22 protein-coding genes and 1 tRNA gene are annotated in these 24,585 nt (G+C 63.4%); 16 read left to right on the forward strand and 7 right to left on the reverse strand.

Annotation, left to right across the window (positions count from 1 at the left end):
• Nucleotides 1-4: 4 nt before the first annotated feature.
• A complete protein-coding gene (locus JT360_RS19270) occupies nucleotides 5-1,552 on the reverse strand; it encodes a helicase HerA-like C-terminal domain-containing protein (RefSeq protein ID WP_214473328.1) in 1,548 nt (515 codons plus the stop codon).
• 294 nt (nucleotides 1,553-1,846) lie between these two features.
• Between JT360_RS19270 and JT360_RS19275 the strand changes: the two genes are divergently transcribed.
• The 4 genes from JT360_RS19275 (at nucleotide 1,847) to JT360_RS19290 (ending at nucleotide 6,095) form a co-directional block, all read left to right on the forward strand.
• Nucleotides 1,847-3,289, forward strand: a complete 1,443-nt coding sequence (locus JT360_RS19275) for a methylmalonyl-CoA mutase subunit beta (protein WP_214473329.1) — start codon at nucleotides 1,847-1,849, stop codon at nucleotides 3,287-3,289.
• On the forward strand, nucleotides 3,286-5,406 hold the full coding sequence (gene scpA / locus JT360_RS19280) for a methylmalonyl-CoA mutase (RefSeq protein ID WP_214473330.1): 2,121 nt from the start codon (nucleotides 3,286-3,288) through the stop codon (nucleotides 5,404-5,406). The genes JT360_RS19275 and scpA overlap by 4 nt, the downstream gene beginning before the upstream one ends.
• A 75-nt stretch (nucleotides 5,407-5,481) precedes the next feature.
• A complete protein-coding gene (locus tag JT360_RS19285; protein ID WP_127283088.1) occupies nucleotides 5,482-5,712 on the forward strand; it encodes an AbrB/MazE/SpoVT family DNA-binding domain-containing protein in 231 nt (76 codons plus the stop codon).
• The gene (locus JT360_RS19290; RefSeq protein ID WP_214473331.1) at nucleotides 5,709-6,095 is read left to right on the forward strand and encodes a type II toxin-antitoxin system death-on-curing family toxin; all 387 of its coding nucleotides are present in this window, start codon (nucleotides 5,709-5,711) and stop codon (nucleotides 6,093-6,095) included. The genes JT360_RS19285 and JT360_RS19290 overlap by 4 nt, the downstream gene beginning before the upstream one ends.
• On the opposite strand, the gene greA is transcribed toward JT360_RS19290, so the two are convergent.
• Complete coding sequence (greA, locus tag JT360_RS19295) at nucleotides 6,092-6,565, reverse strand: transcription elongation factor GreA (RefSeq protein ID WP_214473332.1); 474 nt, start codon at nucleotides 6,563-6,565, stop codon at nucleotides 6,092-6,094. The two genes, JT360_RS19290 and greA, sit on opposite strands and share 4 nt — an antisense overlap.
• Nucleotides 6,566-6,687: 122 nt before the next feature.
• Here greA and JT360_RS19300 point away from each other — a divergent pair, with 122 nt between their 5' ends.
• Nucleotides 6,688-8,064 carry a TIGR03808 family TAT-translocated repetitive protein gene (locus JT360_RS19300; protein ID WP_214473333.1) on the forward strand — a complete coding sequence of 459 codons (1,377 nt, stop codon included), beginning with the start codon at nucleotides 6,688-6,690 and terminating at the stop codon, nucleotides 8,062-8,064.
• Nucleotides 8,065-8,072: 8 nt separating this feature from the next.
• Here the strand turns inward: JT360_RS19300 and JT360_RS19305 are convergent, their stop codons facing one another.
• The gene (locus JT360_RS19305; protein ID WP_214473334.1) at nucleotides 8,073-9,077 is read right to left on the reverse strand and encodes an asparaginase; all 1,005 of its coding nucleotides are present in this window, start codon (nucleotides 9,075-9,077) and stop codon (nucleotides 8,073-8,075) included.
• A gap of 79 nt (nucleotides 9,078-9,156) precedes the next feature.
• The gene (locus tag JT360_RS19310; RefSeq protein ID WP_214473335.1) at nucleotides 9,157-10,323 is read right to left on the reverse strand and encodes an acetyl-CoA acetyltransferase; all 1,167 of its coding nucleotides are present in this window, start codon (nucleotides 10,321-10,323) and stop codon (nucleotides 9,157-9,159) included.
• A 198-nt stretch (nucleotides 10,324-10,521) separates the two neighbouring features.
• Between JT360_RS19310 and betI the strand changes: the two genes are divergently transcribed.
• The 5 genes from betI to betB are packed head-to-tail and all read left to right on the forward strand — an operon-like array spanning nucleotide 10,522 to nucleotide 16,816.
• Nucleotides 10,522-11,112 carry a choline-binding transcriptional repressor BetI gene (gene betI, locus JT360_RS19315; protein ID WP_214473336.1) on the forward strand — a complete coding sequence of 197 codons (591 nt, stop codon included), beginning with the start codon at nucleotides 10,522-10,524 and terminating at the stop codon, nucleotides 11,110-11,112.
• Complete coding sequence (gene betC, locus JT360_RS19320) at nucleotides 11,109-12,638, forward strand: choline-sulfatase (RefSeq protein ID WP_214473337.1); 1,530 nt, start codon at nucleotides 11,109-11,111, stop codon at nucleotides 12,636-12,638. Before betI ends, betC begins: the two co-directional genes overlap by 4 nt.
• A complete protein-coding gene (locus JT360_RS19325) occupies nucleotides 12,635-13,645 on the forward strand; it encodes a threonine/serine dehydratase family protein (RefSeq protein WP_214473338.1) in 1,011 nt (336 codons plus the stop codon). The genes betC and JT360_RS19325 overlap by 4 nt, the downstream gene beginning before the upstream one ends.
• 3 nt (nucleotides 13,646-13,648) lie before the next feature.
• Nucleotides 13,649-15,301 (forward strand): choline dehydrogenase, encoded by a 1,653-nt coding sequence (betA, locus tag JT360_RS19330; protein WP_214473339.1) that lies wholly within the window; start codon nucleotides 13,649-13,651, stop codon nucleotides 15,299-15,301.
• A 51-nt stretch (nucleotides 15,302-15,352) separates the two neighbouring features.
• Nucleotides 15,353-16,816 carry a betaine-aldehyde dehydrogenase gene (gene betB, locus JT360_RS19335; protein ID WP_214473340.1) on the forward strand — a complete coding sequence of 488 codons (1,464 nt, stop codon included), beginning with the start codon at nucleotides 15,353-15,355 and terminating at the stop codon, nucleotides 16,814-16,816.
• Between the two features lie 7 nt (nucleotides 16,817-16,823).
• Here the strand turns inward: betB and JT360_RS19340 are convergent, their stop codons facing one another.
• Nucleotides 16,824-19,064, reverse strand: a complete 2,241-nt coding sequence (locus tag JT360_RS19340) for an AGE family epimerase/isomerase (protein ID WP_214473341.1) — start codon at nucleotides 19,062-19,064, stop codon at nucleotides 16,824-16,826.
• Between the two features lie 189 nt (nucleotides 19,065-19,253).
• Here JT360_RS19340 and JT360_RS19345 point away from each other — a divergent pair.
• A tRNA-Pro gene (locus JT360_RS19345) sits at nucleotides 19,254-19,330 on the forward strand.
• A 154-nt stretch (nucleotides 19,331-19,484) separates the two neighbouring features.
• On the opposite strand, the gene JT360_RS19350 is transcribed toward JT360_RS19345, so the two are convergent.
• Entirely contained in the window at nucleotides 19,485-20,009 is a 525-nt protein-coding gene (locus JT360_RS19350) for an EF-hand domain-containing protein (protein ID WP_250888912.1), read from the reverse strand.
• 500 nt (nucleotides 20,010-20,509) lie between these two features.
• Between JT360_RS19350 and JT360_RS19355 the strand changes: the two genes are divergently transcribed.
• The 5 genes from JT360_RS19355 (at nucleotide 20,510) to JT360_RS19375 (ending at nucleotide 22,919) form a co-directional block, all read left to right on the forward strand.
• On the forward strand, nucleotides 20,510-20,794 hold the full coding sequence (locus JT360_RS19355) for a hypothetical protein (RefSeq protein WP_214473342.1): 285 nt from the start codon (nucleotides 20,510-20,512) through the stop codon (nucleotides 20,792-20,794).
• A 639-nt stretch (nucleotides 20,795-21,433) separates the two neighbouring features.
• Nucleotides 21,434-21,733 carry a DUF1236 domain-containing protein gene (locus tag JT360_RS19360; protein WP_214473343.1) on the forward strand — a complete coding sequence of 100 codons (300 nt, stop codon included), beginning with the start codon at nucleotides 21,434-21,436 and terminating at the stop codon, nucleotides 21,731-21,733.
• Nucleotides 21,734-21,848: 115 nt separating this feature from the next.
• Nucleotides 21,849-22,019, forward strand: coding sequence for a hypothetical protein (locus tag JT360_RS19365; RefSeq protein ID WP_502845476.1), 171 nt, complete (start codon nucleotides 21,849-21,851; stop codon nucleotides 22,017-22,019).
• Nucleotides 22,020-22,024: 5 nt separating this feature from the next.
• A complete protein-coding gene (locus tag JT360_RS19370; RefSeq protein WP_214473344.1) occupies nucleotides 22,025-22,465 on the forward strand; it encodes a hypothetical protein in 441 nt (146 codons plus the stop codon).
• A gap of 109 nt (nucleotides 22,466-22,574) precedes the next feature.
• Nucleotides 22,575-22,919 (forward strand): hypothetical protein, encoded by a 345-nt coding sequence (locus tag JT360_RS19375; RefSeq protein WP_214473345.1) that lies wholly within the window; start codon nucleotides 22,575-22,577, stop codon nucleotides 22,917-22,919.
• A 40-nt stretch (nucleotides 22,920-22,959) separates the two neighbouring features.
• Here the strand turns inward: JT360_RS19375 and JT360_RS19380 are convergent, their stop codons facing one another.
• The gene (locus JT360_RS19380; RefSeq protein ID WP_214473346.1) at nucleotides 22,960-24,579 is read right to left on the reverse strand and encodes an ABC transporter ATP-binding protein; all 1,620 of its coding nucleotides are present in this window, start codon (nucleotides 24,577-24,579) and stop codon (nucleotides 22,960-22,962) included.
• Between the last annotated feature and the right edge of the window lie 6 nt (nucleotides 24,580-24,585).

Below are 24,585 nucleotides of genomic sequence, written 5' to 3' on the forward strand. Positions count from 1 at the left end.
CCCGCTACCGCCCCCGCGACAAGCTGCCCAGGATCCCGCGCACGATCGCGCGTCCGACCGACGAGCCTACCGAGCGGACCACCGACTTGATCGCGGCCTCGGTCACGGTCTGGCGATTGGAGGGGCGCGGCGCCGGCGCGCGCCGGCCGCCGGATTGCGGCGCGGGGTCGTCATTGCCGAAACCCGGAATGGTCCAGCGCGAGCCGCCGCGGCCGGCCTGCTGCGCCTGCGCTTCGGCGTCCAGCGCCTCCTTGGCTTTCTTCTGCAGCATCTCGAAAGCCGATTCGCGATCGATGACCTGGTCGTACTGGCCGACGACAGGGCTTTCCGCGATCAGCTTGCGGCGCTCGTCCGGCGCGATCGGCCCAAGGCGCGAGGACGGCGGACGGATCAGCGTGCGCTGCACCATGGACGGAATGCCCTTGGCCTCCAGTGTCGACACCAGCGCCTCGCCGGTGGCGAGCTGGGTGATGGTGGTGGCGCAGTCGAAATCGGGATTGGGACGGAACGTCTCCGCCGCCGTCCTTACCGCCTGCTGCTCACGCGGCGTATAGGCGCGCAGCGCGTGCTGGACGCGGTTGCCGAGCTGGGCCAGCACCTTTTCAGGGATATCGAGGGGGTTCTGCGTGACGAAATAGACGCCAACGCCTTTCGAGCGGATCAGGCGGACCACCTGTTCGACGCGGTCGATCAGCACTTTCGGCGCCTCGTCAAACACCAGATGCGCCTCGTCGAAGAAGAACACCAGCTTCGGCTTGTCAGGATCGCCGACCTCGGGCAGTTCCTCGAACAGCTCCGACATCAGCCAAAGCAGGAAGGTCGCGTAGAGGCGCGGGTTCAACATCAGCTTGTCGGCGGCCAGCACGCTGACGGCGCCGCGGCCGTCACGCGTGGTGCGCATGATGTCGGAAATCCGCAAGGCCGGCTCGCCGAAGAAGTTCGCCGCGCCCTGCTGCTCCAGCACCAGCAGCGTGCGCTGGATGGCGCCCACCGATGGTTTGGTGACATTGCCGTAGCGGGCGCTGATCTCGTCGGCACGTTCCGCGATATTGGCAAGCAGCGCCTGCAGGTCCTTGAGGTCGAGGAGCAACAGGCCCTCTTCATCGGCGATGCGGAAGGCAATATTCATGATGCCTTCCTGCGCGTCGGTCAGGTTCATCAGCCGCGACAGGAGCAGCGGTCCCATTTCCGAAATGGTCGCACGGATGGGATGGCCCTGCTCGCCGAACAAGTCCCAGAAGATGACGGGGAATTCCTGGAAATCGTAGGGGTCGAGCTTGACCTGTGCGGCCCGTTTGACCAGGAAATCCTGAGCCGTGCCCATCATGGCGATGCCCGACAGGTCGCCCTTGATGTCGGCGCAGAACACCGGCACGCCGGCATTCGAAAAACCTTCGGCCAGGATCTGCAGGGTGACTGTCTTGCCGGTACCGGTGGCACCAGTCACCAGGCCATGGCGATTCCCATATTGCAGCAGCAACTGCTCGGAGCGCTGGTAGCTGTCGTCGGGCTTGCGGCTGGCGCCGATGAAAATACTGGTGTCGTCAGCCATGTATCCGGTCTCCGCAAACGGGTCTGTTTAAAGCCAATGGCCAAGCCGCAGGTATAGTTAGGCTGTCGCGCAGCGACAATGCCAATCGTCCAAATCGGACCAATGGCCGAAATCGGATTTTGGAACTTGCGGATTTTGCTGGTGTTTGGCAATCGTTCATGGTTCGTCCACGCAGGCGAACCTATATCTGTTGGATCGAATCCAGCCCCCGGAAGACATTGCATTGCGATAACGCACCGGGGACCGTAGACTGGACTGCCCGGGCTGGTGCGGCCGCGTAAATGAGGAAATTGGATGGGCGCCGGAGCCTTGACCAGGGATGTCGAACCACCGAATGCCGAGCGCCAGCGATGGCTGGCCCTGGCGGAAAAGGCGTTGGCCGGTGCATCCTTCGAGGAAAAGCTGGTCTCGCACACCGACGACAAAATCCGCATTGAACCGCTCTACGACCGTGCGACCGGGGTTGAACCGATCGTGCGCGCCAATCCCCGATCGCCTTGGATCGTCAGCCAGCGCGTCGACGACCCTGATGTCGATCGCGCCAAGGCCCAGGTCCTGGACGACATCGCGCAAGGGGCGACTGGACTGTCGCTCGTTTTCGAGGGCGCTCCGAACGCATTCGGCTATGGCCTGCCGAGGACCGCGCAGGCGCTGGAGACGGTGCTGGACGGCGTGCCCCTTAACCGGGTCCAGATCCGCATCGACGCCCACCCCTGGAGCCGCCCGATGGCCGACTGGCTGGTGGCGTTCCTGAGCAAGCGCCGCTCCGATCCGGCAAAGCTCAATTTGTCGTTCGGCATCGATCCGGCGGCGATCCTGGCCGGCACCGGCCGGCTGCGCATGTCGATCGAGGCGCTGCAGGAATCGATGCCGCAATCGCTGGCGCATTTCTTCTCGATGGGCGTTCCCGGCGTGCTTCTGGAGGCGGACGGGCGCGTCTTCCACAATGCCGGCGCCACGGAAGCGCAGGAACTCGGCATCATGCTGGCTTCGGCGGTCTCGTATCTGAGAATGTTCGAGAAGGCGCGGCAGCCGCTCGTCTATGCCGCGCCTCATATCGGCTTCGCGCTCAGCGTCGACCAGGACCAGTTCCTGTCGATGGCCAAGGTGCGGGCGCTGCGCAGGCTGTGGGCGCGGGTGCAGGAAGCCTGCTCGATCCCCAATGCCACCGCAAATATCCATGCCGAGACATCATTTCGCATGATGACCGTGTTGGATCCCGAAACCAACATCCTGCGCACGACGATCGCCTGCTTCGCCGCGGCCGCGGGGGGAGCCGATTCGATCTCCATCCTGCCGCATACGATCGCGCACGGCCTGCCGGCGGCTTTTGCCCGCCGCGTCGCGCGCAACGCCCAGCTGATCATGGCCAATGAAAGTCATGTCGATCATGTCGCCGATCCTTCCAATGGTTCCGGCGCGGTCGAGGCGCTGACATCAGACCTTTGCGAAGCCGCGTGGGCGGAGTTGCAGGCGATCGACGCCGAGGGAGGTGTGCTGTCCAGCCTTCGGGACGGACATATCCAGCAGCGCATTCGCGCCGCGGCCGCTCGTCGCGACGCCGCTTTCAAGGCAGGCGAGCGGGCCATCATCGGCACCACGCTCCATCCGCAACGGAGCGAGCGCCCGGTCGAGACGCTGGACGCGGCGCAGCGGCCTGCTTTCACCGAAGGTGTCGCCCTGTGCGAACCGCTGTTTCCGGTCCGCATCGACCAATCCATCGGAGCCGGCTCTTGATCCCGGATTTCAGTCAGATCGGCTGGGCGCCGCCGCGCCGCGCGCCGGTCGAGGTCAAGGGGCAGCGGACGACCCCGGAAGGCCTCGTCGTCAAGCATCTCTACAATCAGGGCGACCTCAAGGACCTGCCGCATCTCGACACCTATCCAGGCTTGCCGCCCTTCGTGCGCGGTCCCTACCCGACCATGTATGTCCAGCAGCCCTGGACGATCCGGCAATATGCCGGCTTCTCGACGGCGGAGGAGTCCAACGCATTCTACCGGCGCAATCTTGCGGCCGGCCAGAAAGGCCTGTCGGTCGCCTTCGATCTCGCGACTCATCGCGGCTATGACAGCGACCATCCGCGCGTCGCCGGCGATGTCGGCATGGCCGGCGTCGCCATCGATTCCATCCTCGACATGCGGCAGCTGTTCGACGGGATTCCGCTCGGCGACATGACGGTGTCGATGACAATGAACGGCGCGGTGCTGCCGATCATGGCGCTCTACATCGTGGCGGCGGAAGAACAGGGCGTTGCGCAGAAGGATCTGGCCGGCACCATTCAGAACGACATTCTGAAGGAGTTCATGGTTCGCAACACCTACATCTATCCGCCAAAGCCCTCGATGCGGATCGTTTCGGACATCTTCTCCTACACGTCGAAGAACATGCCGAAGTTCAACTCGATATCGATCTCCGGCTATCACATGCAGGAGGCCGGCGCGACCGCCGACCTCGAGCTCGCCTACACCATTGCCGACGGCATCGAATATGCCCGCGCCGGCGTTGCGGCGGGCCTCGATATCGACCACTTCGCGCCACGCCTGTCCTTCTTCTGGGCGGTCGGCATGAACTTCTTCATGGAAGTCGCCAAGCTCAGGGCCGCGCGCCTGCTGTGGGCGACCCTGATGAAGAAGAATTTTGCGCCGAAGGACAAGCGCTCGCTGTCGCTGCGCACCCATTGCCAGACTTCCGGCTGGTCGCTGGCGGCGCAGGACCCTTACAACAACATCATCCGCACCATGATCGAGGCGATGGCCGCCACGCAGGGTCACACCCAATCGCTGCACACCAACTCCTTCGACGAGGCGATGGCGCTGCCGACCGACCATTCGGCGCGCATCGCCCGCAACACGCAGCTCATCTTGCAGAAAGAGTCCGGCATCACGCGCATCATCGATCCGTGGGGCGGATCGGCCTATCTCGAACGGCTGACCCATGATCTGGCGGCACGTGCGCTGACCCACATAGAGGAGGTCGAGGCGCTCGGCGGCATGGCTGCCGCGATCGAACAAGGCATCCCCAAGCTTCGCATCGAGGAAGCGGCGGCTCGCACACAGGCGCGCATCGATTCCGGCGAGCAGATGCTGGTCGGCGTCAATGCGCATCGCCCCGGGAACGACATCGAGGTGGATGTGCTGAAGATCGACAATGCCGAGGTCAGGGCCCGGCAATTGTCGAAGCTGCAGCGGCTGAAAGGCACGCGCGAGGTCGCCGCCGTGGAAAGCGCGCTCGATGCGCTGACCCGTGCCGCGGAAGGCAATGAAAACCTGTTGAAATTCGCCATCCGCGCCGCGCGCGCCAATGCCACGGTCGGCGAGATCTCGTTCGCCCTGGAAAGGGCCTTTGGCCGGCACGTCGCCACGGTGCAGACCATTTCGGGCGTCTATCGCAAGGCACTCGGCGACAGTCCCGTGGTCGACGGGCTGCAGGACAAGCTTGGAGCTTTCGAGAAGAAAAACGGCAGTAAGCCGCGCATCCTCGTTGCCAAGATGGGACAGGACGGCCACGACCGCGGGCAGAAGGTGATCGCCACCGCCTTCGCCGATCTCGGCTTCGACGTCACCGTCGGCGCGATGTTCCAGACACCGGAAGAGATCGCGAAACTGGCGGTCGAGCATGACGTCCACATCATCGGTGCATCGTCGCTGGCGGCAGGGCACCTGACGCTGATCCCCGAACTGCGCGACGCGCTGAAAAAACTCGGCCGTGGCGACATGCTGATCGTCGCCGGCGGTGTCATTCCGCCCCAGGACTACGATGCGGTGCTGGAAGCGGGAGCTGCGGAGATTTTCCCACCCGGTACTGTCATTCCGGAGGCGGCGGATCGGCTGATGGATCGGCTGCTGGCGGGCTGAGTGAAGCTGTTATAATTCCTGTTGTAACGCTAGAGGCGATGCGTTATAATTTGTGTTCCAACAGGATGCCTCCTTATGAATACGACCATTCGAAAGATCGGCAATTCCGAAGGCCTGATCCTACCGAAAGAACTTCTCGATCGCGTGAATCTGAAGGCGGGTGACAATGTGGTCGTTGTTCAAGAGGGTCAGGAGCTTCGCTTGCGCCGCCTTGAGGACTCTGCCGAAGAGTTCGAACGCAAGATGAAGATCGCGCGTGAGCGGATGAAGAAATATGAGGTTGCCTATCGCGCACTCGCGAAATGACCGAACATCATTCCCGAGAGTTCGTGGAAGCGATGCACGCCGAGCAGTTGCGCCTTCACGGCGGCGCGCCGGGTATCCGGGACGGAGGCATGTTGGAATCAGCGCTCGCCAGACCCCGACAGAAAGAGGCCTACGGTGAGCCCGATCTCTGCGAACTGGCAGCCGCCTATCTCTTCGGAATCGCCAAGAACCATCCGTTCGTTGACGGCAACAAACGCACCGCTTTTGCCGCAGCAGACTTGTTTCTCTACTTCAACGGGTTGAGCATTGAAGCCGATCCAGCGGATATCATCCAGTTGGTTATGATGGTTGCCGCCAGCGAGATCGATGAAGCCGGTGCCGCCGCTTTCTTCCGCGATCATGTGGTCAAGCTCGAGGACTAGCTCTCCGACAGCTTGACGATTTCCCATTCCTTGCCGTTGACGGTTGCGACGTCACCGACCTTCTTGCCGAACAGGGCCATGGCCATCGGTGAAACATGCGAAATGCTGCCCTTGGCCGGGTCAGCTTCGTCCTCGCCGACGATCTTCCAGTGCACCTTCCTGCCGTCATCGCCCTCAAGCGTGACGCCCATGCCGAAGCGGACGACGTCGCCGCCGGGTCCCGGTGCGGAAAGCTCTGCACTCTCCCGCCGCGCCGTCCAATAGCGCAGGTCACGCGACACCACTGCGATGCGCTCGCGGTCCCCCCGCCTCTCGGCCTTTGCCAGGAGATCGCGCAGATCAGCCAGAGTCTCCTCGATCTGCGCCAGGCCTCGCTCCGTCACAAGATTGCGGTGGGTGCTGATCGGCCGCTCGCCGACACCGGCGATGGCGTTCTCGCTGTCTTCCTCGCGGGTAAAAGCTCTGCTCATCAATCGAACTTAGGCGCCGAATGGCTGTTCGACAAGCCATTGTCGGTCCCCGCGAAAGACCAGCTCGAATCGCCTGGCACGATTCCTGCTGTGTCAGGGCTGAACGCTGGGAAGCTGTGCCGATGTTGAACAGACGAACACTGCTGACGCAGACCGCCGGCTTTGCCGTCATCGGCCTCTCGTTTGGCAGAGCGGCGGCCGCCAGCCTGACCGGCATCGAGAAGGCCTCGATGCGCGGCTCGATCAACGCCACCGAACTCGGCGTGCAACCCGGCATTTTCGACGACCAGAGCAAAGCCTTTGCCAAGCTGCTGCGCGACGCGAACAGCCGCGATATGCCGGTGTTCCTGCCGCCCGGCACCTATGTGGTCTCCAATCTCTCGCTGCCCAGCCGCGTGCGCCTTTCCGGTGTCCCGGGTGCGACGCGGATCGTCTATGGCGGCGATGGCCACCTCCTCATGGCCGAACAGGCCGACCATATCGAACTGAGCGGCCTGGTCTTCGATGGTTCGAACCGCTCGATGGGCGACTATGCGCAAGGACTGCTCGATCTGCGCAGGGTCGCGCACGTCGTTGTCGACAATTGCCAGATAACCGGCAGCGGCAAGAACGGACTGGCGCTGGAACACGCGGCGGGCCGCATCGAACGTTCTGATATATCGGGTGCAGCCGATGCCGGCATCTATTCGGTCGAAGCCGGCGGCCTGGCGATCACGGGCAACAGCATCTCCGACTGCGCCAATGGCGGCATCCTGGTGCACCGCTGGCAGGTGGCTGAAGACGGCACCATGGTCACCGGCAACCGCGTCGAACGCATCGGCGCGCGCAGCGGCGGGACCGGCCAGAACGGCAATGGCATCAATGCCTTCCGCGCCGGCAATGTCATTATCTCGGGCAATGTGGTTTCGGACTGCGCCTTCTCGGCAATCCGCGCCAACAGTTCCAGCAACCTGCAGATTTCAGGCAACACCTGTTCGCGCTCGGGCGAGACCGCGGTCTATTCCGAATTCTCGTTCGAGGGTGCTGTCATCAGCAACAACATCGTCGATGGCGCCGCCAACGGCATCTCGATCGTCAACTTCAACGAAGGCGGCCGCATGGGCGTCTGCTCCGGCAACATCGTGCGCAATTTGTCGACCAGCGGCCCCTACCCCGCCGATCCGCCCGGGTTCGGCGTCGGCATCGGCGTCGAGGCCGACACCACCGTTTCCAACAACGTCATCGAAAACGCGCCGCTCTACGGCATGTCGATCGGCTGGGGGCCATACCTGCGCAATGTCGTCGCCACCGGAAACATTATCCGCAAGGCAGGCACCGGCATCGTCGTCAGCGTGGTCGAGGGCGCCGGCACAGCCGTCATCTCGGACAATGTCATCGACGGAGCGCTGAACGGGGCAGTCGTCGGCCAGCGCTGGGCGGAGCCGGTGACGGCCGACCTCACCCGGTTGAGCAATAGCGGCTTTGCGCATCTGACCGTCGAGCGCAACCGCGTCAGCTGATTGCTGCTTCAATTCAAGGCCGGCGTCGGCCTCAGCGCCCCAACCTTGGCGCCGATCCGGCTTTCGATCGGCGCGGTCGCCAGTTCGAGCAGCTTTGCCGCCAAGGCCTCGTCCGTATGCAGCAGCCTGGCAAGGACGGCGGCAGCTATCGCCTCGCCAGCGCGGCCGGCGCCATCGTCACACTTGATCGCTATGCCGAGGCCAAGTTCAGGTATCGCGCTGCAGTGGACGCCTTCGGCGCCGCCTTTCGCAAAAATCCGGCCAGGTGCTGCTTCCATCAGAGCGAGATCGGCGCGGCCGGTGCCGGCGACAAAGAAGGGTTCCGCCATGCAGGCGGAGAGCAGGCGCTTCGCGGCCTTGGCTCGCTCAGGGCCAAAGCCGTTGGTCGTGGCCATGCGGGCAAAGCCCAGCGCGAAACTTTTGAGTGGCACCGCGTAGGTCGGGATTGAGCAGCCGTCGGTCGCCCGCTCAGCCGCGCCATGAGCAGCGCCGGTGATTTCCTGCATGGCGTCGCGCACCATCTCCTGCAGGGCGTGCCCGGCCTTGACGTAGCCACGGTGCGCAATGCCAGCATGGACGCAGGTGCAGAGGAAGCCGGAATGCTTGCCGGAGCAGTTGTTGTGCAGCGCATTGGGCCAGCCGCCGGCGCGCGCAAGTGCGATCTCCGCATCATGATTCGAGGGCCAATGCGTGCCGCATTCGAGCGCTGACTTGTCCAGCCCGGCCCTGGCCAGCATGGAGCGCGCCAGTTCGACATGCGCCGGCTCGCCCGAATGGGAGGCACAGGCAAGCGCCAGTTCGCGGTTGCCGAAGCCATAGGCATCGGCCGCACCGGTTTCGACCAGAGGCAGGGCCTGGATCGCCTTGACAGCCGAGCGCGGAAACACCGGCTTCGAGGTGTCGCCGATCTCCCAGACCGCCTTGCCGTCGGCATCGAAGACCGCGACGGCGCCGCGATGCGCGCTCTCGACGATCGCGCCGCGCAGAACCTCGATCAGAACCGGATTTGTCATGCCGCCTCCCGCCAAATCAAAGTGTTACAGCGTCCTTTGCGCGCCCAAAAAAGGCGCGCGGCGCTGTAATGCGGGCGGTTTACCTGATCCGATCGAGAATGGAAACGTAGTTGGCGACGGCCGCACCACCCATGTTGAAGATACCGCCGAGCTTTGCGCCCGGCACCTGGATGCCGCCGGCTTCGCCGACAAGCTGCATGGCGGTCAGGACATGCATGGACACACCGGTGGCGCCGATCGGATGGCCCTTGGCCTTCAACCCGCCGGAGGGATTGACCGGCAAGCGGCCATCCTTGGCCGTTGTGCCGTCGAGCGCCAGCTTGGCACCCTCGCCCGGCCTGGCCAGCCCCATCGCCTCATATTCGATCAGTTCGGCAATGGTGAAACAGTCATGCGTCTCGACGAAGGATAGGTCGTCGAGCGTGACGCCAGCGTTTGTCAGCGCGCGGGTCCAGGCCTGCTCGCAGCCCTCGAAGGCCAGGATGTCGCGCTTCGACATCGGCAGGAAGTCCTGCACATGTTCGTTGGCGCGGAAGGCGACGGCGCGGCGCATCTTCAGGGCGGTTGCCGTGTCGGCAAGGATAAGAGCCGCAGCACCGTCCGAGACCAGCGAGCAGTCGGTGCGCTTGAGCGGACCGGCCACGAAGGGGTTCTTCTCGCTCTCCTGGCGGCAGAACTCATAGCCGAAATCCTTGCGCATCTGCGCATAGGGATTGTCGACGCCGTTCTTGTGGTTCTTGGCGGCGATCATGGCGAGTGCGTCCGACTGGTCGCCATAGCGCTGGAAATAGGCCTGCGCGATCTTGCCGAACACACCGGCGAAGCCCGCCGGCGTCTCGCCATCCTCCGGCAGATAGGAAGCCTTCAGCAGGTTCTTGCCGATCTCGGGGCCGGGTGTCGTCGTCATCTGCTCGGCGCCGACCACCAGCACGATGCGGGCGGCGTTTGCGTCGATGGCGCGAATGCCTTGCCTGACCGCCGCCGATCCCGTGGCGCAGGCGTTCTCGACGCGCGTCGCCGGCTTGAAGCGCAACCGGTCGTCCGCCTGAAGCACCAGGCTGGCGGTAAAATCCTGCGCTGAAAAGCCGGCATTGAAATGGCCGAGCACGATCTCGTCGACCTCGTCCGGGCCGATGCCGGCATGATCGAGCGCGTCCGTCGCGACCTTGACGATCAGTTTTTCGAGCGTCTCGCCTTCAAGCTTGCCGAAGCGCGAATGCGCCCAGCCAACGATGCATGCGGTCATGGCGGTCTCCATCCTTGGCGCCAGCTCAACATGTGGGCCCATGGCGCAGTTCGCCTTTATTGTTCAAATATAAACATTCCTACCCAAGCCGTGAAGGGCCGGAAGCAGACAATCGCTTGGTACAGGTCGCGCCAGTGTCGATTTTTTGTTGATTGATCCGTCAATAAAAAATAATCTCCTATCAAAATCGGAAACAACATGCCGAAAATCGGAATGGAGCCACTTCGCCGCAAGGCGCTCATCGACGCGACGATCTCTGCGATCGGCGAGCGCGGCTCGCTTGACGTGACCATGTCCGAGATCGCCGGGCGCGCCGGCGTGTCCTCGGCCCTTGCCCATCACTATTTCGGCGCCAAGGACGAGCTGTTGCTGGCGACGATGCGGCACATCCTGGCCGAACTGACCATCGATATGCGCCGCGCCCTGCAATCTGCTGGCACTCCGCGCGAACGCGTGTCGGCGGTGGTGGCCGTCAATTTCTCCGACGTCCAGTTCCAGCCGGAAACCATTGCCGCCTGGCTTGCCTTCTATGTCGAGGCGCAGAAGTCGTCCTCGCTGCGCCGGCTGCTCAGGGTCTATGCGCGGCGGCTGCATTCAAACCTGATGAGCGGGCTGACCGGCATCCTGCCCAGGGCCGAGGCCGACCGCGCCGCTGAAGCGACAGCGGCGATGATCGACGGGCTGTACATCAGGCGGGCGCTGAAGGACGGCGTGCCCGGCGCCGCGACCGCGATCGCGCTGGTCGAGGATTATCTCGAAACCAAACTCGGCGAGCGGCACAAACAGTGACAACGAAGCGACCCAATTTCCTGATCGTCATGGTCGATCAGCTCAACGGGACTTTTTTCCCCGATGGGCCGGCCGCGTTTCTGCACGCTCCAAATTTGAAAGCGCTGGCCGCGCGGTCGGCACGCTTTGCGAACAACTACACCGCTTCGCCACTCTGCGCACCGGGCCGCGCCTCGTTCATGAGCGGCCAATTGCCGTCGCGCACCGAGGTCTATGACAACGCCGCCGAATTCGTGTCCTCGATCCCGACCTTTGCCCATCACCTGCGCTCCGACGGCTATCACACCGTGCTCTCAGGCAAGATGCATTTCGTCGGGCCGGACCAGTTGCATGGCTTCGAGGAACGGCTGACCACCGACATCTATCCGGCCGATTTCGGCTGGACGCCGGACTACCGCAAGCCCGGAGAGCGCATCGACTGGTGGTATCACAATCTGGGCTCGGTGACCGGCGCCGGTGTCGCCGAGATCAGCAACCAGTTGGAGTATGACGACGAGGTCGCCTTCCACGCGGTGCAAAAACTCTACGACTTCGCCCGCGTCTCCGATGACACCGCGCACCGGCCCTGGTGCCTGACCGTCTCCTTCACCCATCCACACGATCCCTATGTGGCACGACGGCAGTACTGGGACCTTTACGAAGACAGTCCGGCGCTCGAACCGGAGATAGGCTTCATTCCCTACGACAGGCAGGATCCGCATTCGCAACGGCTATACAAAGCCTCCGACTACGACAGTTTCGACATAACGGCAGAGCAGATCCGCCGCTCGCGGCGCGGCTATTTCGCCAATATCTCCTATCTCGACGACAAGATCGGCGAACTGCTGTCGGTGCTGGAGCGCACGCGCATGCTCGACGACACCATCATCCTGTTCTGCTCGGACCACGGCGACATGCTCGGCGAGCGTGGGCTGTGGTTCAAGATGTGCTTCTTCGAGGGTTCGTCGCGCGTGCCGCTGATGATCGCCGGCAAGGGCGTGCCGGCCGGGCTGATCGAGGCGCCGGTCTCCAATCTCGACGTGACGCCGACGCTGTGCGATCTCGCCGGCATCGACATGAGCGCGATTGCGCCATGGACCGATGGCCAGTCGCTGCTGCCTCTGCTTGAAGGCAAAAAGCGCACCGCACCGGTGTTGATGGAATATGCCGCCGAAGGCTCCAACGCGCCGTTGGTGGCGATCCGCGAGGGCCGCTACAAGTTTGTCCACTGCGAGATCGATCCGCCGCAGCTTTACGATCTCGAAGCCGACCCGCATGAGTTGAGCAATCTCGCCGCCGACCCGGTGCATGCCGGTCTGGTGGCAGCCTTCCTGGAAAAGGTCCGCGTGCGTTGGGACATGGCGGCTTTCGACGCCGCCGTGCGGGCCAGCCAGGCGCGGCGCTGGGTGGTCTATCCCGCACTGCGCAACGGCACGCACTATCCCTGGGAGTTCCAGCCGCTGCAGAAGGCTTCCGAACGCTACATGCGCAATCACATGGATTTGAACGTGCTCGAAGAGCAGAAACGGTTCCCGCGAGGCGAATGATGGCAGACCTTCTCGTCCCTTCCCTCGACCATCTCAGACAGGCCTATGCCGTCACCTCCAAGGCGACGCAGATCACGCCGCTGCTGGAATCGTCGGCGCTCGCCAGGGAGACCGGTGCGGCCCGCGTCTTCATCAAGCCGGAATCGCTGCAGTGGGCAGGCTCGTTCAAGATACGCGGCGCCTATTGGCGGCTGAAGCAGCTGTCGGCCGACGAGGCGAAGATGGGCGTCGTCGCCTATTCCTCCGGCAATTTCGCGCAAGGGCTGGCCGCCGCCGGCCAGGCGCTCGGCATTCCGGTCACGATCGTCATGCCGATCGATGCGCCGGCTGCCAAGCGTGACGCGACCGCAGGCTACGGAGCGCGCGTCGTGCTGACCGACCATGGCGAGCGCGCGCGGGAGGAGGTCGCTGCCGCGAAGGCGCGCGAGATCGCCGAGATGGAAGGCCTGGCCCTGCTGCATCCGTTCGACGATCCGGAGATCGTCGCCGGCCAGGCGGGCGCCGGGCTCGAAGCGCTCGACCAGCTTGCCGCCAAGGACGCCAGCGCCGACCTTTTGTTCTGTTCGGTCGGCGGTGGCGGGCTGATCGGCGGCGTTTCGCTCGCCTTCCACTATCTGTCGCCCGCGACCGAGATCATTGGCGTCGAGCCGGAAGGTTTCAACGGCATGGGCTCGTCACTGGCGCATGGCAGCATCGAGACCATGCCGATAGGCCCGAAATCGATCTGCGACGGGCTGATGTCGCGGCGACCGGGCGACGCGCCCTTTGCGGCGGTCAAGGCCGCCGGTGTTCGCGGCATCACCGTCGACGACGCCTCGGTGCGGCGGGCAATGAAGATCGCCTTCGAGCGCATGAAGCTGGTGCTCGAGCCGTCGGGCGCGGCATCGCTGGCGGCGCTGCTCGGCGGCAAGGTGGATGTGCAGGGCAAGACCATCCTTGTGATGGCAACTGGCGGCAACGTTTCGCTCGCCGATTTCATCACGCATATGAACGACGGGCGCATATGAACCATGCTTGAAGCGGATTTCGTCATCATCGGCTCCGGCTCGGCCGGTTCGGCCATGGCCTACCGCCTGTCGGAAGACGGCAAGCATTCGGTCATCGTCATCGAATTCGGCGGCAGCGATGTCGGGCCGCTGATCCAGATGCCGTCGGCGCTGTCGATCCCGCTCAATATGAGCCTCTACGACTGGGGCTTTGCCAGCGAACCGGAGCCGCATCTTGGCGGCCGTGTGCTGGCCACACCGCGCGGCAAGGTGATCGGCGGCTCGTCCTCGATCAACGGCATGGTCTATGTGCGCGGCCACGCCCGCGATTTCGACCATTGGGCCGAACAGGGCGCGGCCGGCTGGGGCTTCGCCGACGTGCTCCCCTATTTCAAGCGCATGGAGGACTCCGACGGCGGCGAGGACGGCTGGCGCGGCAAAAGCGGCCCGCTCCATGTGCAGCGCGGTTCGCGGCGCAATCCGCTCTACGGCGCCTTTGTCGAAGCGGGCCGCCAGGCCGGGTTCGAACTGACCGACGACTACAACGGATCGAAGCAGGAAGGCTTCGGTCCGATGGAGCAGACCATTTCGGGCGGCCGCCGCTGGTCGGCGGCATCAGCCTATTTGAAACCCGCTCTCAGGCGCAAAAACGTGAGTCTGGTCAAGGGCTTTGCGCGCCGGGTGATCATCGAGAATCAACGCGCCATCGGGGTCGAGATCGAAGCTCACAAACAGATTCAGGTCGTTAAGGCGCGACGTGAGGTGATCGTCGCCGCGTCGTCGATCAATTCGCCCAAGATCCTGATGCTGTCCGGTATCGGGCCTGCCGAACATTTGCGCGAAAACGGCATCGCCGTGGTTGCGGACAGGCCCGGTGTGGGCCGCAACCTGCAGGACCATATGGAGCTCTATATCCAGCAGGAATCGACCAGACCAATCACCCTCAATTCGGTGCTGAACCCGTTCTCGAAGGCGCTGATCGGCGCGCAATGGCTGTTCTTCAAGTCCGGTCTTGGCGCCACCAACCATTTCGAAGCAGCCGCCTTCGTGCGCTCGCGCGCCGGCGTCGACTACCCCGATATCCAGTACCACTTCATTCCGGCGGCGGTGCGCTATGACGGCAAGGCGGCAGCGAAGTCGCATGGCTTCCAGGCGCATGTAGGGCCGATGCGGTCGAAGTCGCGCGGCTCGGTGACGCTGCGCTCGCCGGACCCGAAAGCGAAGCCGGTGATCCACTTCAACTATATGTCGCATCCGGACGACTGGGCGGAGTTCCGCCACTGCATCCGGCTGACCCGCGAGATCTTCGGCCAGTCGGCCTTTGATGCCTATCGCGGCCAGGAAATCTCGCCGGGCAGCCATGTGCAGTCGGATGACGATCTCGATGTCTTCATCCGCGATCATGCCGAGAGCGCCTACCATCCCTGCGGCACCTGCAAGATGGGGCGCGCCGACGACGCGATGAGCGTCGTCGATCCGGAGTGCCGGGTCATCGGCATCGAAGGGCTGCGGGTCGCGGACTCCTCGATCTTCCCGCGCGTCACCAATGGCAATCTCAACGCGCCGTCGATTATGACCGGCGAGAAGGCGTCAGACCACATTCTTGGCCGCACGCCGCTGGCGCCGTCCAACCAGGAACCATGGATCAATCCGCGCTGGCAGGCGTCGGACAGATAGAGCATGATCTGACGACGTTCCGTCCCGGCGACTAGAATTTGGAGACGTCCCATGCGCGCCCAGCCCACGGCATCGCACTATGTCAACGGACGCTATATCGATGACGAGCAAGGCGCGCCGCTGCCGGTCATCTATCCGGCAACCGGCGAGACCATCGCCATGCTGCGCGCGGCGACGCCGAACGTGCTGGAACTGGCCATCGAGGCCGCCCGGGCAGCGCAGCCTGCCTGGGCACGGCTGAAGCCGGTCGAGCGCGGGCGTATTCTGCGCCGCGCCGCCGATATATTGCGGGCCCGCAACGCCGACCTCGCCCGCATCGAGACGCTCGACACCGGTAAGGCGATCCAGGAGACGCTGGTGGCGGATGCGCCTTCAGCCGCGGACTGCCTTGAATATTTCGGCGGCGCGGTCGCCGCCTATAATGGCGAGGCCGTCGATCTCGGCGGGCCCTTCGCCTACACACGGCGCGAGGCGCTCGGCGTCTGCGTCGGCATCGGCGCCTGGAACTATCCAATCCAGATCGCCGGCTGGAAATCGGCACCGGCGCTCGCCATGGGCAACGCCATGGTGTTCAAGCCGTCGGAAAACACGCCGCTTTCAGCACTCGCGCTGGCCGAGATCTACAGCGAGGCCGGCCTGCCGGACGGGCTGTTCAATGTCGTGCAAGGTTATGGCGACGTTGGCGCCGGCCTCGTCGGCCATGATGTCGTCGCCAAGGTTTCGGTGACCGGCTCGGTGCCGACCGGCCGCAAGGTGCTGTCGCTCGCCGGTTCGAAGATGAAGCACGCGACGATGGAGCTCGGCGGCAAGTCGCCGCTGATCGTCTTCGACGACGCCGACCTCGAAAACGCCATTGGCGGCGCGATGCTCGGCAATTTCTATTCGACCGGCCAGATCTGCTCCAACGGCACGCGCGTCTTCGTGCAGAGCGGCATTCACGACCGCTTTGTCGAACGGCTGGTCGAGCGGACGAAGAAAATCCGCATCGGCGATCCGCTCGACCCCGAGACCCAGATGGGCCCCGTGGTATCGAAGGCGCAGCACGATAAGGTCGTCGGATATATCGGCATCGGCAAGCAGGATGGTGCCGTCCTGGCTTGTGGCGGCAACGTGCCTTCGCTGCAGGGTTTCGACGGCGGTTTCTTCGTCGAGCCGACCGTCTTCACCGGCGTCACCGACGCCATGCGCATTGCCCGTGAGGAAATCTTCGGACCGGTCATGAGCGTGCTGAAATTCGACGACGAGGACGAAGTGATCGACCGCGCCAACGACACCGAGTTCGGCCTTGCAGCGGGCGTGTTCACACGCGATCTGCCGCGCGCCCACCGCGTCATCGCCGAGCTGCAGGCCGGCACCTGCTGGATCAACGCCTACAATCTGACGCCGGTCGAAATCCCCTTCGGAGGCTTCAAGCAGTCCGGTATCGGCCGAGAGAATTCGCTGGCGGCGCTGGCACTCTATTCGCAACTGAAGTCGATCTATGTCGAGACCGGGGACGTGGCGAGCCCGTATTGAGCCAAGCTTAAGCCGCCTCTCCCGTCGTCCCATCCAGATACTGCGTCAGCGCGCAGACCAGGTGGTAGAAGATGCTGGCCGGAACGTCAGACGCCCGCGAGCGGCCGCTCTCGTCGATGCGGTCGATCCACAGGCCTAGAGGCGCCGGGTCGATGTGCCAGCGAAACAGCCGGCCTACGCGTTCCTCGATCTCCGGCTTGAGATCGGGTCCGCCAGAACCGTCCAGCGCAATCGCCGCCTTGACCGCTTCGGCCTGTGGCCAACTGCGCGAGATCAGGTCCAGCGGCAGACCCTGACGGGAGACGGCGCCATAGGCAAGGCCGGTGGCGCGGTTGAGGCCATTGGCGATGGCGGAGGCATAGAGTTTCCTGGCGAAGCCACCCAGTTCCGCCTGGCCGCTGCGTCCGGCGAAATCGACCAGCAGCGAAGCCCATTCGAAGTGATGGCCGGGCTCGGTCCACGCGCCCTTCTCGCCGGCTGACGGCTTCCACTCGTCATCGAAATATTCACCCAGCGTCCAGCTTTCCCGGTCAAAGAAATGGCTGCGGAAGAGATCGATGATGCGTGCCGCACGGCGCAGATGAGCCCGCTCGCCGGTCGCCTGGTGCCAAGCCAGGAACGCTTCGAGCAGATGCATGTGCGGGTTGGAACGCCGCTCGCCCTCTCCGTGCGATGTTTCGAGAAAACCGGTCATGCGACGATCCTCGAGATGTGCATCGAGGAAGGCGAAGGTTTCTTCTCCCAGCCGCAAGGCATCGGGATTGCCACACATATGCGCATGCGCAAGCGCCAGGAGCACGCAGGAATGATCGTAGGCATCCTCGGCGGCGTCGGCGACGGAGCCATCGACATGCAGCGTACGCACCCAGCCGCCTTTGTCGGTGCGGCCCTTCCTGGCCATGAAGTTGATGCCGTGGCTGATCAGCCGGTCGGCCGGACCATCCCAGCCGCGCGCACTGGCCACCGCGAAGGCATAGACCTGCCTGGCCTGGGTACGCATGCGCTTGGGCTTCATCAGCGGCTTGGCGTCGAAGCCCAGCGCCTCATGGAAGCCGCCATGGCGTTCGTCGACACCCGATGTCGACCACAGCGGCAAGGTCTCCTGAAACAGCCAGTGATGGACGCGCCGCCGCCAGGCGCCGCTTTCGATGACGCGATCATGCGCCGGCGTGAACCTGGTTTCCAGCCGGCCCGACTTTTCGAGCTGTTCGACGATCTTCTTGACGTGCTGGCTGTGGCTGACCGGCGCGACGAAAGTGGCGTCAGCGGTCGAGACGATGGCGACATCCTTCATACCGATTGCCGACAGCAGGCGGCCGTCGCTGCGGATGTAGGAATTCTCGCAATCGATGGCCACGACATCGCCGATGACGACGTTACCCCGGTCGTCGGCAGGACCGACGTCGAGCAGCGACTGCCAGGAGCCGAGATCGTTCCAGCGGAACCCGGCTGGCACCATGGCAATGCTCTCAGCCTTTTCCATGATGGCATAGTCGATCGAGATCGAGGGGATGGCTTCGTAGAACTCCAGTGGCATATAGAGGCCCGACAGGTCCGATGTCGCCGCCCTGTAGGCGGCTTCGGTGGCCTGCCAGATGTCGGGCTGGAACGAGGCGAAGGCGTCACGCATGGCGGCGGAGCGAAACAGGAAGATGCCGGTGTTCCAGTAAAAGCTTTCCGCGTTGAGATAGCTTTGCGCCGTCGCAAGGTCGGGCTTTTCGACGAAACGCGTGACATCGAAGATGCCGGCCTGCCCGCCTGCTACTTCGATATAGCCATAGCCGGTCTCGGGCTGGGTCGGTTTGATGCCGAACACCACAAGCCGGCCGGCGCGAGCCGCATCGGCGCCCGCCTCGACGCTCTGCCAGAATTGCCCCGCAGTCGATATTTCGTGGTCCGATGGTACGACCAGGACCAGACTGTCGCCGAATTCGGAAAGGGTGCGCAGCGTTGCGAGTGCAATCGCGGCGGCGGTGTTGCGCCCCGTGGGCTCGAACAATGGACCACCGCCGGCGAGATCGAGACCGGCGAGGTCGGCATGGACCCGGTCGGCATGGCGTTCGGAGGCGATCAGGAAGATCGGCGTTTCTCCCGCGGGCCTTGCCGTCAACCGGCGCAAAGTCTTGGCCAGCATCGAGCCGTCGCCGGAAAAATCGTGGAACTGCTTGGGATTATCCTCGCGAGACAGCGGCCAAAGCCGCGAGCCGACGCCGCCGCTCATGACAAAACTGACGATCCGCTGGTTCATTCGGGTCCCGCTCAGAAGGCAGTTGGTGGGCCAGGTGCTAGCACACAAGCCTTAAGCGGTTGTAGTCCGATTGGAAATGCGCCGCGGTGTCGGCCTGCTTGCGGCGAAAGCTGACGAAATGCGACAGAAGTGCTGCCATTGCCGCTTGCAGGAATGAAGTGTGGCGGCTATAAGCCCGCCGACTGGTCACGGAGTGTAGCGCAGCCTGGTAGCGCACCTCGTTCGGGACGAGGGGGTCGCAGGTTCAAATCCTGCCACTCCGACCAGCAAAAACAATGGGTTAGCGCATCCCGACTTTGGCGCCCACCGCATATCCCAAATAGCACTGGCCCGGCATGATGCCTGGTTCCTGATCCGAAGGAACAGTGCGAGAAGGCCCTCGCTGGCGCAAACCGCTGGTGCGGGGGCCGACGTCCGAGCCTAATCCGCATCCCGATTGACGGGGCCATGGAAGAAGGACTGGATTTCTTCCATGTCGACGCGGCCGTCGCCGTTTTCGTCGACTGCATTGAATATGCGATCGACGAGATCCTGCATTTCGCTCTGTGAGACCGAACCATCGCCGTCGGTATCTATGATGGCAAACATCATTCGCATCCCTGCGCCATGCATCATCCTGGCTCCCATGCGACCGTGATCTTCGGCTATCCGCCCTCGGTCACGCCGGCCCATTCTGTACTCCCCGCCCCCACCGTCGCCCCCTTCCCGTTCTGCTTGGGAACGGTGATCGTCGTGCATCCTTTCCCGCATCATCTCGTCCATCATCTGGCGCATCATTTCCCGCATCGAGTCTTGGCTCTGTCCTGTGCCTTCAGGTGACCGTTCCGGGCCATGGTCCGGCGCCTTGATTGCGGGCACCGGCGTTCCGCTGGATTGGGCCAATACTGGCGAGGCGCACATGGCCATCGCCGCGGCGACTGCCGTCGCTTTGATCGCTCCTATCATCGTCTTCTCCTTTGAGTGAATGGCTGGACCGAATATGTCGCCATCCCAGCCCAACCCGCTGCTCGCGTGATCGTTCCTCACGACGCGTAGACAATGGGGTTCTGGGAAGGCGTCATACCCGCCCGCCCGAGCGCTGGTTGGGCGGCGTCTCGTCAGCGCAAGCTTGGATCGAAAAGTTGCCGTTCAATCAGTTCCATCCGAGCCTTGTTGAATTCGACTCAAACGCCTGTCTGATTTAGCTGGCCTCGCAGCCGCCGAGATCGGACGAAGGTGGCATCCGGCGCGTCTTCGGACGGAGCGGCCTCAGCACGCAGGCAAGGCCTCGATCAGAGAGCCCAGCGGGTGCAGGACGCGCGGGCGAGACCTCGCCTCGGTCCAGGTGATGTGGCCGTCCGTCCCTCGATTTGGACGCCCCAGCCACCCAGGGCAACCCGGAACCAAAGCGAACAGCCGCAGTTGTATTCCGCGAAGGGCTAAGTTGAAGTAGTGGAGAAATTGCAATGAAAACAATGATCATGTGCGCTTTGGCGCTGTCCATTGGATTGCCCGCCGTGGCTTCGGCAACCGAGGCCGATGTGGTTATCAGGCCCCATCATCGACACCACCACCATGTCAGGATCATCAACGAGTACGGAGAGCGCCTGCATCACCGCCACCACGGCACGGTTGCGTTCTATGACCAAGGCCGCCGGCATCACTATCGTCGAGATACGCTCGTGGTCACGGGTTCCGTCGCCACACATCACCACCACCATCGCGTGATGATGGAGAACGGTGGCTACTGACCAGCAGCCGCTGGCCCGGCTTCCATTGAGTCGGGCCACCTTGGCACTTTCCCGGTCTCTCCACACTGCGTTCAGCGATAATTGCGTCCTTGACCGGATCTGAAATCTCGGTCGGCGATCCCGCACTGCCTTACAGTGCGGACCGCACGGGCAGCATCCAGCTCTTCTTCCATCCTCTGATTGCTGGGGCCTCCGTCGAATGAGGGTTCGCCCACCGCATGGAAGCAGTGGACGAACCCTATTGGCGCAGGAAGGGACATGGCTGCGCCAATGTGCAAAGCCCTGGGTGCAAAACCCTGGCAATTGATGTCTGGGAGGTCAGCTGAGAGCTACTCCAATCACCATGAAGGTGATGGCCACCGCGAAGACCGGTGCGAGCAACCAGCGCGCCTGGTCAACACTCTTCTCCATCAGCTTCCTCCCTTGAACTTGCAGCGGACAACGGGAGCAGGCAGCGGCTGTTCCGAACCGCGACATGTGTAAGACCATTGCGTTTTGCCGTCAGACTTAGGTCCTAGACACCACACGACCGAAGCCCAACCCCGGGAACGTTTGCGCGCGCCCCAAGTTCGGATGGCTGGGCGCAACGATGCCGCGCCCAGGTCTCGCAAAGCTCAGGTCTCGCAAAGGAGGAGTTTCATGAGAATGCACCTTACCGCCGCAGCCGCGGCTTTTCTACTGGTTGCAGGTGTCGGCGCAGCCGCGGCCGAGGACGTCATCATTCAGCCCGAACAAGAGACAGTCATCCGTGAGTATGTGAAGAAGCAGCCGCTGGCTTCGGTGAAGCTCCCCGGCGTGGAACTCAATATCGGCACAGCCCTGCCCGATACTGTCGAGCTTCATGAAGTTCCCAACGTCAAATATCGGTACGTCGTGATCGACAACAGGACAGTCGTTGTGGATCCAGGCACCCGCAAGATCATCAAGGTCATCGAGTGAAATCAAGGGTCTGGACCTTCAGCCCGCCGGCTTAATGCACGGCGGGCTCGAGATAGGATAGCGATCGATGTTGTCGAACCGTGAGACTGCAAGGTCCCATGCTTTGGGGATGCGCGTGGCGGAACTCAAGACCAGGATGCAGGAGGCCCGGATCACCGAGGGCGAAATCAAGACCTTCCAAAAGGTTGCGGCCATGATGGAGGACGACCAGGGCCGAATTGACGGCGACGATTTGATCGCCGCGTCCTTCGTCACCGACACGCTGCTCGACAAGGAAACGCCCTGAGGACCATGCCGACAATCAGCAGGCTTTTTGATTCCCATGCCGAAGCGGCCCGGGTTGCCGGAGACCTGGTGGCGGCTGGTGTTCCTCGCGTACAGATTTCCGTTATCGGGCCCTACCGGGACGAAGCCGGAGTTCTGAGGTCTCCGAGTGTCATACTTGGCGCCGTGGCCGGCGTGTTGGCCTGCCTGGGCGTCATGGCCGCTTACGGCGTCGATTCTCTCCCAGCCGGACTGTCGGCGACAATCCTGATTGGGGCAGTCTGTGGCGGCGGGGCCGGCGGGCTGCTCGGCGCATTGCTCAAGGCTGGCCTAAAGCCGGATGATCGGAGCGTTGCCGGGGGGATCGTTCTGGTGACGGCGCATGTCGATGAAAATGAAACCGGCATCGCCCAGGCAGTGCTCGGCGGTTGCGCTCCCATGGCTGGATCCGTCGCCGAAGCGGCGTGAACCCGGACTGTCATGTGCTCGACAGCAGATGGACTTTGACGAAATGGGCATCGACCCTAAGTAGTCGATGGACATGAGGGGCCGGCAAACCGGCGCGCCGGATGCGGACATGAATTTGATTTCAACGACAGCGCCGGCACCGGTTCTTTTGGTCACACTGCTGCTCGTTACCGGCTGCTCATCAATCGGCTGGGCGGTCGACCCGGCGAAATACGACACAATGAGCTGCACTGAGCTCAACAGCGCACTTGGCGAAAACGCCAGGGAAATCTCGCAAATCGCGATCACGCGCGGCAAGGTCGCCAACACCAGTGTTCCACGCTGGCTGCTTGGTGGCTCGCGCGTGAAGACCGCGGTGGCCAACCGCGAAACAGCCAGAATCGACCGGCTGAAGCAGCAACATGATGCTATTGTTGCGGTGCGCGCACGCAGGTGCCCGAGATCAGCAGGCTGACCGAACAGGCGCCGCCATTGCCTTCACCTGACGCGATGTCTCAGGCGCTCAACCGGAAGCGCGTGACGTCGATCGCCGCGTTCATCAGTGTCTGTGTGTAGGGCGCCTGCGGATTGCTGAAGATGGCCTCGGTCGGCCCCTCCTCGACGATCTTGCCTTGCTTCATGACGATGATGTAGTCGGCCATGGCGCGCACCACGGCGAGGTCGTGGCTGATGAACAGGTAGGACAGTTCGTGATCCGCCTGCAGCTTGCGCAGCAGTTCGACGATCTGCTTCTGCACCGAGCGGTCGAGGGCCGAGGTCGGCTCGTCCAGCACGACCATTTTGGGCTTCAGGATCATAGCGCGGGCAATGGCGATGCGCTGCCGTTGTCCGCCCGAGAATTCGTGCGGGTAACGGTTGCGGGCGTTGGGGTCGAGGCCGACTTCTCGCAAGGCCTCGACCGCGCGCTGGTCGCGCTGCTTGCCCGAAAGGTTCGGCTCATGCACCAGCAGCCCTTCGGTGATGACCTGGCCGACGGTCATGCGAGGCGACAGCGAGCCGAACGGATCCTGGAAGACGAGTTGCATCTGGCGCCGCAACGGCCGCATCGCCTGCCGGTCGGCGGTGGAAATGTCGCGATCGCCGAAACGGATGAACCCATCGCTCGGCAGCAGCCGCAGCAAAGCGCGGCCGAGCGTCGATTTGCCCGAGCCGGATTCGCCGACGATGCCGATGGTCTGGTTGCGCTGCAGCCGGATCGAAATGTGATCGACGGCACGCAGCATCAGCGGTTCGCCGGCGAGGAAGCCGCCGCCGATCCTGAATGTGACTTCGACATTCCTGCCTTCGAGCACCACGGGCGCATTGGCGGGCGGAGGCGCCTTGGTTCCGGTCGGCTCGGCCGCCAGCAGCATCTTGGTATAGGCGTGCTGCGGGTTGACGAAGATTGCTTCCGCCTCGCCTTCCTCGACGACCTCGCCCTGGCGCATGACATAGACCCGGTCAGCGAAGCGCCGGACGATGCCGAGATCGTGGGTGATGAAGACGATGGCCATGCCGAGCTTGCGCTGCAATTCGGCGAGAAGCATCAGGATTTGCGCCTGGATGGTCACATCGAGCGCCGTCGTCGGCTCGTCGGCGATCAGGATATCGGGGTCGTTGGCGAGCGCCATGGCGATCATCACGCGCTGGCGCTGACCGCCGGACATTTCGTGCGGATAGGATTTCATCCGCCGCTCGGGATCGGGAATATGCACCAGGCGCAGCAGCTTGAGCGCCTCTTCATGCGCGTCGGCACCACCTAGGCCGCGATGCCGGCGGATTGGCTCTATCAGCTGGTTGCCGATCGAATAGAGCGGATCGAGCGAGGTCATCGGCTCCTGGAAGATCATGCTGATCTTGGCGCCGCGGACCTTGTTCAGATCGGATTTGCTCAACGTCAGCAGGTTGCGGCCGCGATAGTCGACACTGCCTGACGCTTCGCCATTGGAGGCCAGCAGGCTCATCGCCGCCATCATGGTCTGGCTCTTGCCGGAGCCGGATTCGCCGACCACGGCAACGGTCTCGCCCGCGTTGACATGGATGTTGACGCCCTTCACCGCTTCGACGGCGCCGTCGAGCGTGCGGAAGCGGACGCGCAGGTCCTTGACGCTGAGGATGGTTTCGGCAGCAGCCATGTCAAC

Origin of the sequence: Mesorhizobium sp. dw_380 (assembly GCF_018588885.1) — a bacterium.
GTDB lineage: Bacteria > Pseudomonadota > Alphaproteobacteria > Rhizobiales > Rhizobiaceae > Mesorhizobium.

What these genes read in the sequence shown, in the direction of transcription:
- JT360_RS19270 (WP_214473328.1), bottom strand. Translation starts at nt 1,552, where the DNA reads ATGGCTGACGACACCAGTATTTTCATCGGCGCCAGCCGCAAGCCCGAC.
- JT360_RS19275 (WP_214473329.1), top strand. Translation starts at nt 1,847, where the DNA reads ATGGGCGCCGGAGCCTTGACCAGGGATGTCGAACCACCGAATGCCGAG.
- JT360_RS19285 (WP_127283088.1), top strand. Translation starts at nt 5,482, where the DNA reads ATGAATACGACCATTCGAAAGATCGGCAATTCCGAAGGCCTGATCCTA.
- JT360_RS19290 (WP_214473331.1), top strand. Translation starts at nt 5,709, where the DNA reads ATGACCGAACATCATTCCCGAGAGTTCGTGGAAGCGATGCACGCCGAG.
- greA (WP_214473332.1), bottom strand. Translation starts at nt 6,565, where the DNA reads ATGAGCAGAGCTTTTACCCGCGAGGAAGACAGCGAGAACGCCATCGCC.
- JT360_RS19300 (WP_214473333.1), top strand. Translation starts at nt 6,688, where the DNA reads ATGTTGAACAGACGAACACTGCTGACGCAGACCGCCGGCTTTGCCGTC.
- JT360_RS19305 (WP_214473334.1), bottom strand. Translation starts at nt 9,077, where the DNA reads ATGACAAATCCGGTTCTGATCGAGGTTCTGCGCGGCGCGATCGTCGAG.
- JT360_RS19310 (WP_214473335.1), bottom strand. Translation starts at nt 10,323, where the DNA reads ATGACCGCATGCATCGTTGGCTGGGCGCATTCGCGCTTCGGCAAGCTT.
- betI (WP_214473336.1), top strand. Translation starts at nt 10,522, where the DNA reads ATGCCGAAAATCGGAATGGAGCCACTTCGCCGCAAGGCGCTCATCGAC.
- JT360_RS19325 (WP_214473338.1), top strand. Translation starts at nt 12,635, where the DNA reads ATGATGGCAGACCTTCTCGTCCCTTCCCTCGACCATCTCAGACAGGCC.
- betA (WP_214473339.1), top strand. Translation starts at nt 13,649, where the DNA reads ATGCTTGAAGCGGATTTCGTCATCATCGGCTCCGGCTCGGCCGGTTCG.
- betB (WP_214473340.1), top strand. Translation starts at nt 15,353, where the DNA reads ATGCGCGCCCAGCCCACGGCATCGCACTATGTCAACGGACGCTATATC.
- JT360_RS19340 (WP_214473341.1), bottom strand. Translation starts at nt 19,064, where the DNA reads ATGAACCAGCGGATCGTCAGTTTTGTCATGAGCGGCGGCGTCGGCTCG.
- JT360_RS19350 (WP_250888912.1), bottom strand. Translation starts at nt 20,009, where the DNA reads ATGATAGGAGCGATCAAAGCGACGGCAGTCGCCGCGGCGATGGCCATG.
- JT360_RS19355 (WP_214473342.1), top strand. Translation starts at nt 20,510, where the DNA reads ATGAAAACAATGATCATGTGCGCTTTGGCGCTGTCCATTGGATTGCCC.
- JT360_RS19360 (WP_214473343.1), top strand. Translation starts at nt 21,434, where the DNA reads ATGAGAATGCACCTTACCGCCGCAGCCGCGGCTTTTCTACTGGTTGCA.
- JT360_RS19370 (WP_214473344.1), top strand. Translation starts at nt 22,025, where the DNA reads ATGCCGACAATCAGCAGGCTTTTTGATTCCCATGCCGAAGCGGCCCGG.
- JT360_RS19375 (WP_214473345.1), top strand. Translation starts at nt 22,575, where the DNA reads ATGAATTTGATTTCAACGACAGCGCCGGCACCGGTTCTTTTGGTCACA.
- JT360_RS19380 (WP_214473346.1), bottom strand. Translation starts at nt 24,579, where the DNA reads ATGGCTGCTGCCGAAACCATCCTCAGCGTCAAGGACCTGCGCGTCCGC.